The organism is Exiguobacterium sp. s121 (genome assembly GCF_018617245.1).
GTDB lineage: Bacteria > Bacillota > Bacilli > Exiguobacteriales > Exiguobacteriaceae > Exiguobacterium > Exiguobacterium profundum.
In genome coordinates this window covers 29,744-43,882 of record NZ_JACSJV010000006.1, presented here as the reverse complement: position 1 = coordinate 43,882, position 14,139 = coordinate 29,744, and the positions used below count along the sequence as shown (strand labels likewise).

At 46.7% G+C, this 14,139-nt stretch carries 17 protein-coding genes and 1 rRNA gene; 17 read left to right on the top strand and 1 reads right to left on the bottom strand.

Going from position 1 to position 14,139, the window contains the following annotated elements:
- The 10 genes from rrf to rsmI form a co-directional block, all read left to right on the top strand.
- Positions 1–89: ribosomal RNA gene (rrf, locus tag KOG47_RS14480) — 5S ribosomal RNA — on the top strand; the annotation flags it as partial.
- Positions 90–161: 72 nt separating this feature from the next.
- Complete coding sequence (locus KOG47_RS14475) at positions 162–1,580, top strand: aminotransferase class I/II-fold pyridoxal phosphate-dependent enzyme (protein WP_214818950.1); 1,419 nt, start codon at positions 162–164, stop codon at positions 1,578–1,580.
- A gap of 3 nt (positions 1,581–1,583) precedes the next feature.
- Positions 1,584–2,222 (top strand): dTMP kinase, encoded by a 639-nt coding sequence (gene tmk / locus KOG47_RS14470; RefSeq protein ID WP_159563180.1) that lies wholly within the window; start codon positions 1,584–1,586, stop codon positions 2,220–2,222.
- Positions 2,222–2,551 (top strand): cyclic-di-AMP receptor, encoded by a 330-nt coding sequence (locus KOG47_RS14465; RefSeq protein ID WP_031421800.1) that lies wholly within the window; start codon positions 2,222–2,224, stop codon positions 2,549–2,551. The genes tmk and KOG47_RS14465 overlap by 1 nt, the downstream gene beginning before the upstream one ends.
- A 14-nt stretch (positions 2,552–2,565) precedes the next feature.
- Positions 2,566–3,558 carry a DNA polymerase III subunit delta' gene (locus KOG47_RS14460; protein ID WP_078145937.1) on the top strand — a complete coding sequence of 331 codons (993 nt, stop codon included), beginning with the start codon at positions 2,566–2,568 and terminating at the stop codon, positions 3,556–3,558.
- Between the two features lie 6 nt (positions 3,559–3,564).
- The gene (locus KOG47_RS14455; protein WP_074035285.1) at positions 3,565–4,395 is read left to right on the top strand and encodes a PSP1 domain-containing protein; all 831 of its coding nucleotides are present in this window, start codon (positions 3,565–3,567) and stop codon (positions 4,393–4,395) included.
- A 23-nt stretch (positions 4,396–4,418) separates the two neighbouring features.
- The gene (gene yabA / locus KOG47_RS14450) at positions 4,419–4,754 is read left to right on the top strand and encodes a DNA replication initiation control protein YabA (protein WP_012727746.1); all 336 of its coding nucleotides are present in this window, start codon (positions 4,419–4,421) and stop codon (positions 4,752–4,754) included.
- A gap of 60 nt (positions 4,755–4,814) precedes the next feature.
- Positions 4,815–5,552 (top strand): tRNA1(Val) (adenine(37)-N6)-methyltransferase, encoded by a 738-nt coding sequence (locus KOG47_RS14445; RefSeq protein WP_215244441.1) that lies wholly within the window; start codon positions 4,815–4,817, stop codon positions 5,550–5,552.
- Positions 5,545–5,823 carry a GIY-YIG nuclease family protein gene (locus KOG47_RS14440; protein ID WP_012727744.1) on the top strand — a complete coding sequence of 93 codons (279 nt, stop codon included), beginning with the start codon at positions 5,545–5,547 and terminating at the stop codon, positions 5,821–5,823. The genes KOG47_RS14445 and KOG47_RS14440 overlap by 8 nt, the downstream gene beginning before the upstream one ends.
- Positions 5,795–6,664 carry a 16S rRNA (cytidine(1402)-2'-O)-methyltransferase gene (gene rsmI / locus KOG47_RS14435; protein WP_074035288.1) on the top strand — a complete coding sequence of 290 codons (870 nt, stop codon included), beginning with the start codon at positions 5,795–5,797 and terminating at the stop codon, positions 6,662–6,664. The genes KOG47_RS14440 and rsmI overlap by 29 nt, the downstream gene beginning before the upstream one ends.
- A 16-nt stretch (positions 6,665–6,680) precedes the next feature.
- On the opposite strand, the gene KOG47_RS14430 is transcribed toward rsmI, so the two are convergent.
- A complete protein-coding gene (locus KOG47_RS14430) occupies positions 6,681–6,974 on the bottom strand; it encodes a transition state genes transcriptional regulator AbrB (protein WP_012727742.1) in 294 nt (97 codons plus the stop codon).
- A 331-nt stretch (positions 6,975–7,305) separates the two neighbouring features.
- On the opposite strand from KOG47_RS14430, the gene metG reads away from it, so the two are divergent.
- From metG to ispE, 7 genes are all read left to right on the top strand, one after another.
- Positions 7,306–9,267, top strand: a complete 1,962-nt coding sequence (gene metG, locus KOG47_RS14425) for a methionine--tRNA ligase (protein ID WP_214691681.1) — start codon at positions 7,306–7,308, stop codon at positions 9,265–9,267.
- Positions 9,268–9,318: 51 nt separating this feature from the next.
- The gene (locus KOG47_RS14420; RefSeq protein ID WP_215244440.1) at positions 9,319–10,086 is read left to right on the top strand and encodes a TatD family hydrolase; all 768 of its coding nucleotides are present in this window, start codon (positions 9,319–9,321) and stop codon (positions 10,084–10,086) included.
- The gene (locus tag KOG47_RS14415; protein ID WP_215244439.1) at positions 10,083–11,375 is read left to right on the top strand and encodes a 3D domain-containing protein; all 1,293 of its coding nucleotides are present in this window, start codon (positions 10,083–10,085) and stop codon (positions 11,373–11,375) included. The genes KOG47_RS14420 and KOG47_RS14415 overlap by 4 nt, the downstream gene beginning before the upstream one ends.
- A complete protein-coding gene (rnmV, locus tag KOG47_RS14410) occupies positions 11,368–11,928 on the top strand; it encodes a ribonuclease M5 (RefSeq protein ID WP_214691683.1) in 561 nt (186 codons plus the stop codon). The genes KOG47_RS14415 and rnmV overlap by 8 nt, the downstream gene beginning before the upstream one ends.
- Entirely contained in the window at positions 11,925–12,803 is an 879-nt protein-coding gene (gene rsmA / locus KOG47_RS14405) for a 16S rRNA (adenine(1518)-N(6)/adenine(1519)-N(6))-dimethyltransferase RsmA (protein WP_215244438.1), read from the top strand. Before rnmV ends, rsmA begins: the two co-directional genes overlap by 4 nt.
- A gap of 82 nt (positions 12,804–12,885) precedes the next feature.
- Positions 12,886–13,122 (top strand): Veg family protein, encoded by a 237-nt coding sequence (locus KOG47_RS14400; protein WP_012727736.1) that lies wholly within the window; start codon positions 12,886–12,888, stop codon positions 13,120–13,122.
- Positions 13,123–13,222: 100 nt separating this feature from the next.
- On the top strand, positions 13,223–14,086 hold the full coding sequence (gene ispE / locus KOG47_RS14395) for a 4-(cytidine 5'-diphospho)-2-C-methyl-D-erythritol kinase (protein WP_196430277.1): 864 nt from the start codon (positions 13,223–13,225) through the stop codon (positions 14,084–14,086).
- Positions 14,087–14,139: the final 53 nt, after the last annotated feature.

Genomic DNA, 14,139 nt, shown 5'->3' with positions numbered 1-14,139 from the left:
CCGTTCCCATGCCGAACACGGAAGTTAAGCGTCTCAGCGCCGAAAGTAGTTGGGGGATCTCCCCCTGTGAGGATAGGACGTTGCCAGGCCAACGCAGAAGACGATCAAGCATATGCTTGATCGTCTTTTTTCATATTTTGATAGTTTAGGAGGAATAACAGATGGCTCCTGCTCGGGAAAATCCATTTACATTTTTAGAGGTTCTAGAACAGCATGTTCGTGAACACCGCGTCTCTTTTCACGTACCAGGTCATCATAACGGTACAGTGGTTGATGATCGCTTACCTGATGCATTCGCAAAAGTCATGCCTTACGATTTGACTGAGCTAGCACATTTAGACGATTTGCACGATGCCTCGGGAATCATTGAGCAAGCAGAATGTGCATTGGGTAAGTTGTATGAGAGTAAAAGTAAATGGCTTGTCAACGGATCGACTGTGGGAAATTGGAGTATGCTCGCGGCAACAGTGAAACGTGGTGAACGGGTATATGTTCAACGGAACTCACATAAATCGATTTGGAACGCGATCGAGTGGTTAGGATTAAAGCCAGTATTACTAACGCCTACCATTGAGCGCGGCACAGGTATCCCGACGGTCGTAACATTAGATACGATTAAACAGGCCATTCAAGAATTTCCTGGAGGGAGAGCCGTCATGTTGACGTCTCCAACCTATTACGGGGATATGGCAGACATTCGAACGATTTCAGACTATTTGACACTATTAGACATTCCATTGCTTGTCGATGAAGCACACGGCGCTCATTTAATTCATCCACAGTTGCCACGTCGCTCTGCAATCTTCGAAGGAGCGAGCGCAGTCGTACAGTCCGCGCATAAAACGTTGCCTGCCTTAACCATGGGGGCTTGGGTTCACTATAAAGATAATATCGATGAAGCGCGTTTGAAGCATGCATTAGCCTCTTTCCAGACCTCGAGTCCGTCTTATCTCATCATGGCTTCATTGGATTATGCTCGTTCTTATCTAGAACGTTTAACGGATGAGGAATGGTCTGCTATCCAAAAAAGCCATGCACAATTTGTTCTTGAATTAAAACGAGCTGGTTTTGTTGTAAAAGTCGGAGATGACTTTACGAAGGTGACGATTCTGACTTATCCAAAGAATGGATTGATCTTTAGTCAGCATCTCGCCTCAATCGGCATAGACATCGAGTTGGCGGCAGTCGATCATGTGTTATTCTGCTTGCCATTAAGGGAAATAGAGAAACAGGAAATCGAGCATTGGATCAAATTAATAAAAAAAGCATCTACCCATGTGCCGATCATTGAAGACGATGAAACGATTTTCCCATTTCCACAAACCGAGCGCGTGTCTGAACTATATACGTCTGTAACAGCTCTTCCAATGCAGCGAGTTCTTTTCGACCAAGCAATTGGATTGATTTCAGCAGAGACGGTGATTCCATACCCACCAGGTATTCCATGGATTTTAAAAGGAGAGCGTATTACAGAAGAAAAAATCCGTGTGCTCCGGGAATGGATTTCTTTAGGGAGGAAGCTTCAAGCTAGTAAGCATGTTATGATAGAGCAAATTGACGTTATTGTAGAGGAGTTTTAAAACGTGAACGGAATGTTTATAACGGTTGAAGGACCTGATGGATCAGGAAAGTCCACACAGCTTCAATTATTAGTAGAAAACTTAAAGCAAAAAGGATATGACATTGTCGTGACCCGAGAACCCGGAGGAACAACGGTCGGGAATCAGATTCGCGAAGTGTTATTATCGCCGGATCATCATGAGATGACCCCACGCGTGGAGATGATGCTCTATGCCGCGTCACGGGCACAGAACGTGGAACAAGTGATTCGTCCAGCGTTAGAGCGGGGCGCGATTGTCCTCTGCGACCGGTTCATCGATGCATCCATTGCTTATCAAGGATATGGATTGCAGTATGACCTTGATCAGATTCGGTCATTAAATGAATGGGCAACGAATGGTCTCACACCCGATCTAACCTTTTTATTTGATTTAAACCCGGAACGGGCAAGTGCACGTATGAAGGATCGGGGACAGCTTGATCGAATTGAGAGTCGTGATCAAGCATTCCATGAGCGTGTCTATGCAGGATTCCAAACGTTACTGAAACAGTATCCAGAACGAATCGTTCGGATTGATGCTGATCAATCGATTGAATGCATTCAAGATGAGGTACTTGATTATACAATTGAACGACTACAACAAGGAGGCGTACAAATATGATGAAAATGGTAATTGCAATCGTACATGATAAGGATAGCGCACGTTTGTCCGACGCACTCGTCGAGCAAGATTTTCGCGCAACAAAGTTAGCCACGACTGGTGGATTTTTAAAAGAAGGTAATACAACGTTTATGATGGGGATTCCACAAGAGCGTCTTGATGATTTGATGGACGTGATTCAATCGAACTGCTCGAGCCGTGACCAAATGATCACGCCGATTTCACCGATGGGAGGACATGCGGATTCGTATATTCCTTACCCAGTCGAAGTACAAGTCGGAGGGGCGACGGTATTCGTCTTGCCGATTGAAGGATTCCATCAGTTTTAATGGGAGTTGGGCATATGCGTTTTCAAGAATTGAGCGAGTCGCAAACTGTCGTTTCTCGCATCATTCAAAATTCAATCGTTTCGAATAAAGTGGGGCATGCGTATATCTTCTCAGGAGATTATGAGCCTTATTTGATTGATACAGCCACATTGTTCGCCAAAGCCTTATTTTGTGAATCACCAGATGGTGCAGAGCCTTGTGGAGTGTGTCGAAACTGTCGGCGTATGGATTCTAAAAACATTGTCGACTACATCGAAGTGGAGCCGGACGGTGCGAGTATAAAAAAAGAACAGATTCAGCAATTGCTCAGTGATTTATCACTACGAGGTGCTGAAGGTGATCGCCAAGTGTACGTCATTCATCAAGCGCACAAGATGACGACTCAAGCGGCAAACAGTCTACTGAAATTCTTTGAAGAACCGGGAGTAGGAAAGCTTGCTATTTTAGTGACGACACAACCACAGTTGCTTCTTCCGACGATTCGTTCGCGCGCGCAACAACTTGCTTTTCGTCCAATCGACCGAGCCCAATTGGCGCAAACGATGTCAGAAGAACTGTCCTGTACGTATGATTTGGCATACCTTGCCTTGACCGTTTATCCGAAATGGGATGACGCGAAAGAAGCGCTTGAGCAGGAGTGGTTTGTACAGGCGTATGGGCTAGTGGTACAATTAATTGAAGTATTGACGAAACGACCTCAAGAGTTGCTCTTGTTCGCACAAGAAAAATGGTTAGGGCATTTCAAAGGACGGAATGAGTTGCGAGTCGGTCTTGAATTATTCGAACATTGGCTAGAGGAGGCACTTCATTTAAAAGTGCGAGATATGTATGCTCCGAAGCTATTTAAGAATGAGGCCGCCTTGTACAACGCATTTATCCAAAATCGATCTGTCACGAAGCTTACACATGCGATCGAAAGTGTACATGCGGCCATTTGGCGACTTGAGGCAAACGTCAATCCTCAATTAACGTTCGAACGACTTTCGTTCGATTTGCAGAAAGGATAGAAGCGCGTGCTTGAAGTAGTTGGAGTCCGTTTTAAAGAAGCGGGAAAAATCTATTACTTTTCACCAGGCGATGCAACGCTTAAACGTGGGGACCATGTCATCGTTGAAACGGTACGTGGCATTGAGTATGGGGAAATCGTCCAAGTCAACAAGCAGCTCGGCGAAGACGAAGTCGTCCTGCCGTTGAAGACAATCCTTCGTGTCGCGGACCAAAAGGATGCGGATATCGTACGCGATAATCGACTGGCAGCCGTTGATGCTCACGCCGTCTGTGAAGAAAAAATTCGAGAACATCAATTAGAAATGAAGCTAGTTGATGTTGAGTATACATTTGATCGCAATAAAGTGATCTTTTATTTTACTGCCGAGGGTCGCGTCGACTTTCGAGAATTGGTAAAAGACTTAGCTAGTGTGTTTCGGACACGAATCGAGCTCCGACAAATCGGTGTTCGTGATGAAGCGAAACTCCTTAGCGGGATTGGGCCATGTGGTCGGGTTCTTTGCTGCTCGTCATTTCTTGGGGAATTCGAACCGGTCTCGATCAAAATGGCCAAAGACCAGAATCTCTCGTTGAATCCGAATAAGATCTCTGGAGTATGTGGTCGTCTGATGTGCTGTTTGAAATATGAGAATGACACATATGAAGAACTGAAACGTGATTTACCAGACGTCGGCAAGCGAATCAAAATTCCAGAAGGTGATGGTCGGGTAATCGGTCTTAACATTTTGGACCAACTCATTCAAGTTGAGCTCCACGATCGGACGCGTGTCGTCACGTATACGATTGATGAACTCGTTGAAGTGGGTGCGATTAAACGAAAACCGTCAAAACAGTGATGGGGTGCTGAGCAGTGGAAAGAATGGACAAAAAAGAAGTAATGATGCGGGTGGATGCGATCGAGCAACAGATGCAGCTCCTCACCGAACATTTAGGCGTGTTAAAAGAGCAGCTCGCTTATTTGCTTGAAGAGAACCAGCATATGTATCTAGAGAATCATCACTTACGCGAAAAAGTCGAACAATTGGCAGAAGTTGATACGACAAATGGTGATTCACAAATCGCATTGTCTGGGAAAGGGCAGAACAATTTGGCTGCGCTGTATCAAGAAGGATTCCACATTTGTAACCTCCATTACGGACAGGTACGAAAAGATGGGGACTGTCTCTTCTGTTTGTCGATGCTCAATAAACATTAATACGGGGCGATAGATAGGGGTTCCCTATCCGTCGCCTTTCTTTTATAGAAGGAGGAAACGATGGTAACGGTTAAGGATGGAGAACGCCTTGATGATTTGCTCGGACGTCCAGGTAAAATCATTCAAAGTGATGATGTGTTCTCATTTTCATTAGATGCGGTACTGCTTGCAGAGTTTGTATGGGTGCCTATCCAAAAAGGACAACTGGTCGATTTGTGTGCTGGCACCGGGGCAATCCCGCTCTTTTTGTCATATCGTACAAAAGGAACGATAACAGGTGTGGAGATTCAATCGAAACTGGTCGACATGGCGAATCGAAGCATGGCGGTCAATCGTCTTGAAGAGCGAATTCGAGTGGTGGAGGGCGATGTGAAAACGGTAGCGGCGCAGCTCGGGCATGCACGATATGACGTAGTCACATGTAACCCGCCCTACTTTTTAGCGAACGAGACGTCACTCCGAAATCAAAATGAGCATCATACGATTGCGCGCCATGAAGTGCTGTGCACGTTGGAAGATTGCATCAGGACGGCCAGTCAACTCGTCAAACCGGGAGGGAAAGTGGCGTTCGTGCATCGGCCAGAACGTTTACTTGATATCCTGACGTTGATGCGTGCGTATCGAATTGAACCAAAACGAATGCAACTCGTTTACCCGAAAGCGGGACGCGAGGCGAATACCTTATTAATCGAGGGATCGAAAGATGGAAAAGCAGGTCTTAAAATTTTACCGCCATTTGTTGTCTATGAAGAAGACGATACGTATACAGAAGCGATGCGAGCTATTCTCGATGCCTAAACATTATACGTACATCTTGGAATGCGGTGATGGAACGTACTACACGGGCTATACGACAGACGTGGAAAAGCGACTCCTTGCACATAATGCCGGGAAAGGTGCGAAATATACGAAAGCTCGTCTCCCTGTACGACTTCGGTACGTACAATCGTTTGAGACGAAGCGGGAGGCCATGCGATACGAATGGTCCATCAAGCAATTGACCCGAGCACAAAAAGAGAAGTTGATGGAGGGGACGACCAATGAATTCACAGAAGAGCTATCAAACTGAACAACCGACGTTGTATGTCGTGCCGACCCCAATTGGGAACTTGGAGGATATGACGTATCGCGCGGTACGAACCCTTCAGGAAGTAGACTTAATCGCAGCGGAAGACACACGACAAACGATGAAGCTTTGCCGACACTTTGACATTGCGACAAAATTGATTAGCTATCATGAACACAATAAAGAAGTGAGTGGTCCAAGACTGATTGACGATCTGTTGTCAGGGAAATCGATTGCCGTTGTCTCAGATGCAGGTATGCCTGGAATTTCAGACCCGGGAAGCGATCTCGTGCGATTAGCCATTGAGGAAAACATCCCGGTTGTCGTCTTACCCGGTGCGAATGCAGCACTCACGGCACTCGTCGCATCCGGTCTTGCAACTGAACGTTTTCTCTATTACGGTTTCTTGCCGCGTAAGAAGAAGGATCGGGTTGAGGTTCTCGAATCGATTCAATACGAACCTGGCACCGTCATTTTTTATGAGGCTCCTCATCGTTTGAAAGAGATGTTGACAGCGATTCGACAAGTGTTCGGGAATCGACAAATCGTATTAGGTCGTGAACTGACAAAAACGTTTGAAGAGTTTTTGAGAGGAACTGTGGATGAGGCGTTGACATGGTGTGAGGGTGAAGTGCGTGGTGAGTTTGTCGTCTTGGTGAGTGGAGCGACAGAGGCGGCACCTACGACAACATGGTGGGAAACACTATCTGCATACGAGCACGTGGTTCACTATATCAAAGAAGGGCTGAAACCAAACGCGGCAATCAAACAGACTGCGAAAGACCGCGGCGAGTCTCGGAATGATGTATACGATACGTATCATCAATTGCATAAAAAAGAGTAAGCAAGGAAATCCTTGCTTACTCTTCGCTGTAGTAATTTTCGAGCATGTTCTTCAACTCAACGAGAACACGTTGTGCACCTTCTGGTGACAAGATGAGTTTGCCGTCTGCCAATTTGAAGTTATCATCTGATACTTCGCCTGTAACTTGGCAAGTCATGTTTGGCTTATATTTTTTCAAAACGATTTGATCGTTGTCGACGTAAATCTCGAGAGCATCTTTCTCTGCAATACCGAGTGTACGACGCAATTCGATTGGAATAACGACACGACCAAGCTCATCAACCTTACGTACAATACCTGTAGATTTCATTTTGTGTTTCCTCCTCCAATGATGTCGAAATCTCGTGGTGACATGAATCGTCAAAATTCGACAATGTGACTACAGCAAAAAGCATACTAAACTTTCCAATTGTAGTCAACTGCTTACTATCTGGAAAAGTAAATTTTCGAAATTTGTCGAATCAAGAACGATATATACCTAAATTTCCCCGTAAGTTTGAACTTGAAACAAAGAAAGGGTATTTTTGGAACATTTATGACGAAGAAAACGCAAAAAAATTCCAAACAATTAGGTTTGGAAATTCTTTTGTCGAACCGTGTATAATGGAAATTGCATATGTCGAAAGGATGGAGAATAAATCATGGCGAAGCCGACTTTTTATATTACAACCCCAATTTATTATCCGAGTGCAAAACTGCACATCGGTCACGCATATACCACGGTAGCAGGTGATGCGATTGCGCGCTACAAACGCTTAAAAGGTTTTGATGTCCGTTATTTGACAGGAACGGATGAGCACGGTCAAAAGATTCAAGAAAAAGCGAAAGAAGCAGGCGTGACACCACAAGCTTTCGTGGATGAAGTCGTGGAAGAGATCAAGGTCTTATGGGACCGTCTTGAAATCTCGTACGATGACTACATCCGTACGACAGAGGACCGTCATAAGAAAGTGGTCGAGCATGTTTTCGAGACATTACTTAAAAATGGGGACATCTACCTCGGTGAGTACGAAGGATGGTATTCCGTACCGGATGAGACATACTACACTGAATCGCAGCTCGTCGATGGAAAAAGTCCTGACAGTGGACATCCGGTCGAACTCGTTCGTGAGGAGTGCTACTTCTTCCGCCTCAGTAAATACGCGGACCGCTTGATTGAATATTTTGAGTCACATCCTGATTTTATTTTGCCAGAATCTCGTAAAACCGAGATGATCAATAACTTCTTAAAGCCAGGTCTTCAAGATTTGGCTGTATCACGTACGACATTTGACTGGGGCGTACAAGTTCCATCGAACCCGAAGCACGTCGTGTACGTATGGGTCGATGCGCTCACAAACTATATCTCATCACTCGGATACGGCACAGACAACGATGAACTCTTCAACCGTTACTGGCCAGCAGACGTTCATTTGGTAGGGAAAGAAATCGTACGTTTCCATACGATCATTTGGCCAGCCCTCTTAATGGCGCTTGATCTTCCATTACCGAAGCAAGTATTTGCGCACGGATGGTTGCTCATGAAGGATGGGAAGATGTCGAAATCGAAAGGGAACGTCGTGGACCCGATCCCATTGATTGATCGTTACGGCCTCGACTCGGTCCGCTATTACCTTCTCCGTGAAGTTCCATTCGGAGCGGATGGCACGTTCACGCCGGAAGCGTTCGTTGACCGCTTGAACTTTGATTTAGCGAACGACCTCGGAAACTTATTGAATCGCACCATTGCGATGATTAAAAAGTACTTCGACGGAAACATTCCGGCATATAACGGAAATGTCACGGTATTTGATGCAGAATTGTTGAACGTGGTGAAAGAGACGACACGCAAAACAGAAGAAGCCATGGAGCACATGGAGTTTTCGGTCGCACTCACAAATATTTGGCAACTCGTCAGCCGTGCGAATAAATATATCGATGAGACACAACCATGGGTTCTCGTGAAAGAGGAGTCGAAGCGCGAGGAGCTGGCTTCTGTCATGACACATCTTGCGGGCGTACTTCGTCATGTTGCCATCATGATTCAACCATTCATGACGCGCGCTCCAAAAGAGATGTTCCGTCAGCTCGGACTCGAGGGAGAGGACATGTCATGGGAGGCGTTGGATACATTCGCAGACTTTAGCAATGCGGTCGTGACGGACGGGACACCGATTTTCCCACGTCGTGACGTGAAAGAAGAAGTCGATGCAATCCAAGAAATGATGCGTCAGGCGTCTAAAGCACGGATTGAAGAGACGGAGACGGCATCAGTAGAAGAAGCTGACGAAGACATTCGTCCTGAAATCACGATTGATGTCTTCGACCAAGTCGAATTCCGTGTCGGTCAAATCGTCGAAGCCGATAAGATTAAAAAAGCGAAGAAACTGTTGAAACTTCAAGTCGACCTTGGGAAAGAGACGCGTCAAATCGTGTCTGGTATCGCTGAATGGTATGCCCCTGAAGATTTGGTTGGCAAGAAAGTCATCGTTGTCGCAAACTTGAAACCAGTCAAGCTCCGTGGAGAACTCTCGCAAGGGATGATTCTAGCGGCAGATCGTGACGGGAAACTAGAGCTCGCGACGGTCTCAGACCAGATGCCGAACGGTGCCATCGTCAAATAATGGAATGGGGGAGACCGCGGTCTCCCTCTCTTTTTCTAAGGAGGAAACAAGATGTTAATTGATACACATACGCACATCAATGCGGAACAGTTCAGTGAAGACGTGGAGGAGACGATTGAGCGAGCGAGAGAAGCGGGCGTTTCTCCGCTACTCGTCGTTGGATTTGATACACCGACCATCGATCGAGCCATTGAACTGGCAGAAACGCATGAAGATATTTATGCCATTGTCGGATGGCATCCTGTCGATGCGATTGACTGTACGGATGCGGATTTAGCACGAATCGAAACACTCATGAGTCATCCGAAAGTCATGGCACTCGGTGAAATCGGTCTCGATTATCATTGGGACAAATCACCGAAAGACGTGCAACAGCGCCTCTTCCGTCAACAGATCGCCATTGCCAAGCGAACGAATATGCCAATTGTCATTCATAACCGAGAAGCAACGGCAGATGTCCTTGATATTTTAGAAGAAGAGCATGCTGAAGAAGTCGGCGGTGTGTTCCATAGTTACAGCATGTCCGTCGAACTTTTGCCTCGATGCCTAGACTTGAACTTCTATATTTCGTTAGGAGGACCGGTCACGTTCAAAAATGCGAAAGTTCCGAAGTTGGTGGCGCAAGAAGTACCGCTTGATCGTCTGCTTGTCGAGACGGACTGCCCGTACTTGACCCCGACACCGTTCCGTGGAAAACGTAACGAACCAGCATACGTCAAATATGTAGCCGAAGAAATCGCCACTCTTCGCGATATGCCGTACGATGAACTCGCTGCTGCTACGACAGTCAACGCGAAGAAGTTGTTCCGACTCCCATGATCAAGCGTGTATTAGCGAGTATCGGTATTATTGCGACGGCTTCTGTGGCGTACGTGATGTTACAACCTGAATCGATTCGAATCGTCGATGACGGTGTGGTGATCGAGCATGAGACACGAGCCGACTCGGTTCTCGAGGTGCTCGAAGAGTTAAATATCACACTAGATGAATCAGATTATGTCACACCGGCGCTCAGTGAAGATGTACCAGACGACCGTCTAATCCGGATTGAGCGTTCACACGAGGTCTCACTTCAGATTGGCTACGGTCAAACGGAGACGGTGCAGACGCGCGAGCGGACTGTAGAGGATGTCTTACTGCGATACGGAGTCACGGTACGAGACGGAGATACGGTGTATCCATCAGTCCGTACACCGGTGACGAATGGGATGACGATTCGATATCAACCGGTCGTGGCCGTGAATCTCATTGTCGGTCAAGAGGCGTTGACGATTTATACAATGGCTACGGATGTGGAGCAACTCTTAATGGAAGAGAACATCGATGTGACGGAAAGTGATACGGTCATGCCGGCCCCTTCCACGCCGATCCGAGAAGGATTGACGATTACGGTCAATACGAATCGTGATGTCGTTCAATATGAGAGTGAGTTGATCCCGTTTGAAGTGGTGGAGGAAGAGGATGATACGCTCGAAGAAGGTGTGATGCAAATGGTGCAGGTCGGGGTTCCTGGACTTGAACGGACAAGGTATGCACTTACTGTGGAAAATGGTACAATTACAAATCGTACGAAAACAGATGTCGAGACATTGCGTAAAACGATGCCGCAGATTATCAAAGTGGGAACGAAGAAAGTCACGGAACCGGTAACCGAGCCTGAGTCAACGACCGCGGATGAATCGAGCCCATTCATTCCGGAAGCTGAAGTCGAGATTGCCGAACCGCCGAAAACAGATGACGTACTCGATTTTTCATCTGCGAAACAATTGCTTGTGGAAGCGACCGCTTATACGAACAACCCGGAAGACACGGTAACATACGACGGACGCGTGCTGACAAGAAGCGGATATGATGTAACCGACACGATTTTGTATGAAGGCATGCGCATCATTGCGGTCGACCCTGCCATCATTCCACTCGGGACCCGTGTATATGTCGAGGGTATCGGTATGGCGATTGCCTTGGATACAGGAAGTGCAATCAAAGGGCAAAAAATCGATATCATGATGGATGAAAAGGAAGAGGCCGTAACGTTTGGTCGTAAACCACTCACCATCTGGGTGATTCCAAAGCAGGAAGAAGAGAAAGAAGGATCAGACAATGCGTGAGAAAATACAAGAAATTATCGTCGTAGAAGGGCGTGACGACACGGCGCGACTTCAAGAAGTGTTCGACGTCGATACGATTGAAACGAACGGGTCTGCCGTATCCGATCAGACGATTGAACGAATCCGTCGTGCTCAGGAGAAGCGCGGGGTCATCATTTTGACGGACCCAGATTATCCAGGAGATCGTATTCGGGCGATTGTCGAGGAGCGCGTCAAAGGATGTAAGCACGCACACTTGCCTCGGGCCGAGGCGAAGGACAAGCGTGGGAAAATCGGTGTGGAACATGCGAGTCCGGAGTCACTTCGCCGTGTCTTAGGAGCAGTGTTTGAACCGCGTGTCGAAACGGACCAACCAATCGTCACACGGAAAATGGTGTTGGAGGCGGATTTAATCGGTGGAGCAGCGGCCGCGATGCGTCGGAAGCGACTCGGGGTGTTGCTTCGAATCGGTGAGCCGAATGCCAAACAATTTGTAAAACGGGTCGAGGCGCTCGGCGTCACGATTGAAGAGTGGGAGCAGGCACTTGCTCAATTAGAGGAGGAACAGGGTTGAAAGACATTGCAACAATCCAACGAACGAAAGCGATTTTAGAGCGACATGGGTTTTCATTCAAAAAATCGCTCGGTCAAAACTTTTTAATCGATTTGAACATCTTGAGTAAAATTGTCGGAGCAGCAAAACTGAGTGAAGCGAGCGGTGTCCTTGAAATCGGTCCCGGAATCGGCTCATTGACCGAACAATCGGCCAAGCGTGCCAAAAAAGTCGTTGCGCTTGAAATCGACCAACGTCTTTTGCCGATTTTAGATGATACGATGTCGCCTTATCCGCATGTGAAAGTCATCCATGGAGATGCATTGGAACTGAACTTACGGGAAATCGTAGAGCAAGAATTTTTAAACGAAGGTATTGAAGATATTTCGGTTGTCGCCAACTTACCTTACTACGTCACGACACCAATCATCATGCGTTTGCTTGAGAGCGGCGTTAAATTCCGCTCGCTCGTCATGATGATTCAAAAAGAAGTGGCAGAACGGATTGGAGCAAAACCAGGCACGAAAGCATACGGTTCGCTATCGATTGCGATTCAGTATTATGCGGAAGCAGAAGTCAGTTTCATCGTGCCGAAAAACGTGTTCATCCCAGCGCCGAACGTCGATTCGGCCGTCATTACACTACGGATGCGCAAAGAACCGGCCGTACAAGTGAAAGACGAAGCATTTTTCTTTGATGTGGCCCGAGCAAGCTTCGCTCAGCGCCGTAAAACCATCCTGAACAATTTGACAAACTATATCGGGAAAGAACATAAGGTCGAACTCGAACGTTCGCTTCACGAGGCTGGAATCGATCCGAAACGTCGTGGAGAGACGTTAAGCCTAGAAGAATTCGCACGTTTGTCTGACACAATTTTACCACTTAAAAATAGTTGACGACCTGAAAACGAGTCGTTATAATATTAATCTTTATTTTCATATTCAATTATGCTATACTTGTAACAGTGAGGTGAAGCGTATGCCAAAGACGTTACAAGAAATCAGACAAAAACTCGAATCGCATGTTGGTGAACGATTGACGTTGAAAGCAAACGGCGGTCGTAAGAAAGTTGTTACTCGGTTTGGAACGCTCGTTGAGACATATCCTGCGGTGTTCGTTGTGAAATTGGATGAAGACCTGCATAATGTGGAACGTGTCTCGTATAGCTACGCTGATGTCCTAACGGATACAGTTAAAATTGAATTCGGTAATTGATTTATAAATGAGGGGCGGATGCATTGGCAGCTGCTTCTTTTTTTGTGCGCCCGTTTACGGTACAATGGCGAACAGGAGACAAATGGGAAGGGTGAACGTGATGCGCACGATCAGTGTGAAAGCGCCGGCAAAAATTAATTTGACACTTGATGTCCTTGGAAAGCGTCCGGACGGCTATCATGAAGTAGAAATGGTAATGACGACAGTCGACTTAGCAGATCGCTTGGAGTTGACAGTTTTAGAGTCGGATGAGATTCGGATTCAATCAGAACACGCCTATGTGCCGAATGATCATCGGAATTTGGCGTATCGAGCAGCAGAATTGTTGCGCGAGCGTTTTAACATTCAGCAAGGGGTCGAGATTGTGCTCGATAAACAGATTCCCGTGGCAGCTGGCCTTGCAGGTGGCTCGAGTGATGCGGCGGCAACGCTCCGTGGGATGAACGAACTGTTTTCATTGAACTTGTCGTTAGAGGAGCTAGCAGAGCTCGGTGCCGAGATTGGATCGGACGTCTCATTTTGTGTCATCGGCGGAACAGCTATCGCCCGTGGTCGTGGTGAACAGTTAGAAATGATTCCGGCCCCGCCACCGTGCTATGTCGTTCTCGGTAAACCGAAAATCGGGGTATCGACGGCAGATGTGTATCGGGCAGTGCGTATGGAAGAGGTGCATCACCCTGATACCGAGGCCATGGTGGAGGCGATTCGTCAAAAAGATTTCCATGGAATCTGTGAACACCTTGGTAACTCACTTGAGAGTGTGACACTTAAGCTTCACCCGGAAGTGAAACAAATCAAAGAAACGATGCGTCATTGCGGAGCGGAAGGTGTTCTCATGAGTGGAAGCGGACCGACCGTGTTTGCGCTGATCGAACATGAGCAAAAAGCGCATCGAATCTATAATGGATTGAAAGGATTTTGCCCAGAAGTGTTCGTCGTTCGGATTCTCGGCAAAAGACATTGAACAAAAACGAATGAAAGTGATATATTTTCAATAGAACATTCGTTTATTATTGA

What these genes read in the sequence shown, in the direction of transcription:
- ispE (WP_196430277.1), top strand. Translation starts at nt 13,223, where the DNA reads ATGCGCACGATCAGTGTGAAAGCGCCGGCAAAAATTAATTTGACACTT.
- KOG47_RS14475 (WP_214818950.1), top strand. Translation starts at nt 162, where the DNA reads ATGGCTCCTGCTCGGGAAAATCCATTTACATTTTTAGAGGTTCTAGAA.
- KOG47_RS14445 (WP_215244441.1), top strand. Translation starts at nt 4,815, where the DNA reads ATGGTAACGGTTAAGGATGGAGAACGCCTTGATGATTTGCTCGGACGT.
- KOG47_RS14440 (WP_012727744.1), top strand. Translation starts at nt 5,545, where the DNA reads ATGCCTAAACATTATACGTACATCTTGGAATGCGGTGATGGAACGTAC.
- KOG47_RS14400 (WP_012727736.1), top strand. Translation starts at nt 12,886, where the DNA reads ATGCCAAAGACGTTACAAGAAATCAGACAAAAACTCGAATCGCATGTT.
- KOG47_RS14430 (WP_012727742.1), bottom strand. Translation starts at nt 6,974, where the DNA reads ATGAAATCTACAGGTATTGTACGTAAGGTTGATGAGCTTGGTCGTGTC.
- KOG47_RS14460 (WP_078145937.1), top strand. Translation starts at nt 2,566, where the DNA reads ATGCGTTTTCAAGAATTGAGCGAGTCGCAAACTGTCGTTTCTCGCATC.
- KOG47_RS14420 (WP_215244440.1), top strand. Translation starts at nt 9,319, where the DNA reads ATGTTAATTGATACACATACGCACATCAATGCGGAACAGTTCAGTGAA.
- KOG47_RS14415 (WP_215244439.1), top strand. Translation starts at nt 10,083, where the DNA reads ATGATCAAGCGTGTATTAGCGAGTATCGGTATTATTGCGACGGCTTCT.
- yabA (WP_012727746.1), top strand. Translation starts at nt 4,419, where the DNA reads ATGGACAAAAAAGAAGTAATGATGCGGGTGGATGCGATCGAGCAACAG.
- metG (WP_214691681.1), top strand. Translation starts at nt 7,306, where the DNA reads ATGGCGAAGCCGACTTTTTATATTACAACCCCAATTTATTATCCGAGT.
- rsmI (WP_074035288.1), top strand. Translation starts at nt 5,795, where the DNA reads ATGAATTCACAGAAGAGCTATCAAACTGAACAACCGACGTTGTATGTC.
- KOG47_RS14465 (WP_031421800.1), top strand. Translation starts at nt 2,222, where the DNA reads ATGAAAATGGTAATTGCAATCGTACATGATAAGGATAGCGCACGTTTG.
- rnmV (WP_214691683.1), top strand. Translation starts at nt 11,368, where the DNA reads ATGCGTGAGAAAATACAAGAAATTATCGTCGTAGAAGGGCGTGACGAC.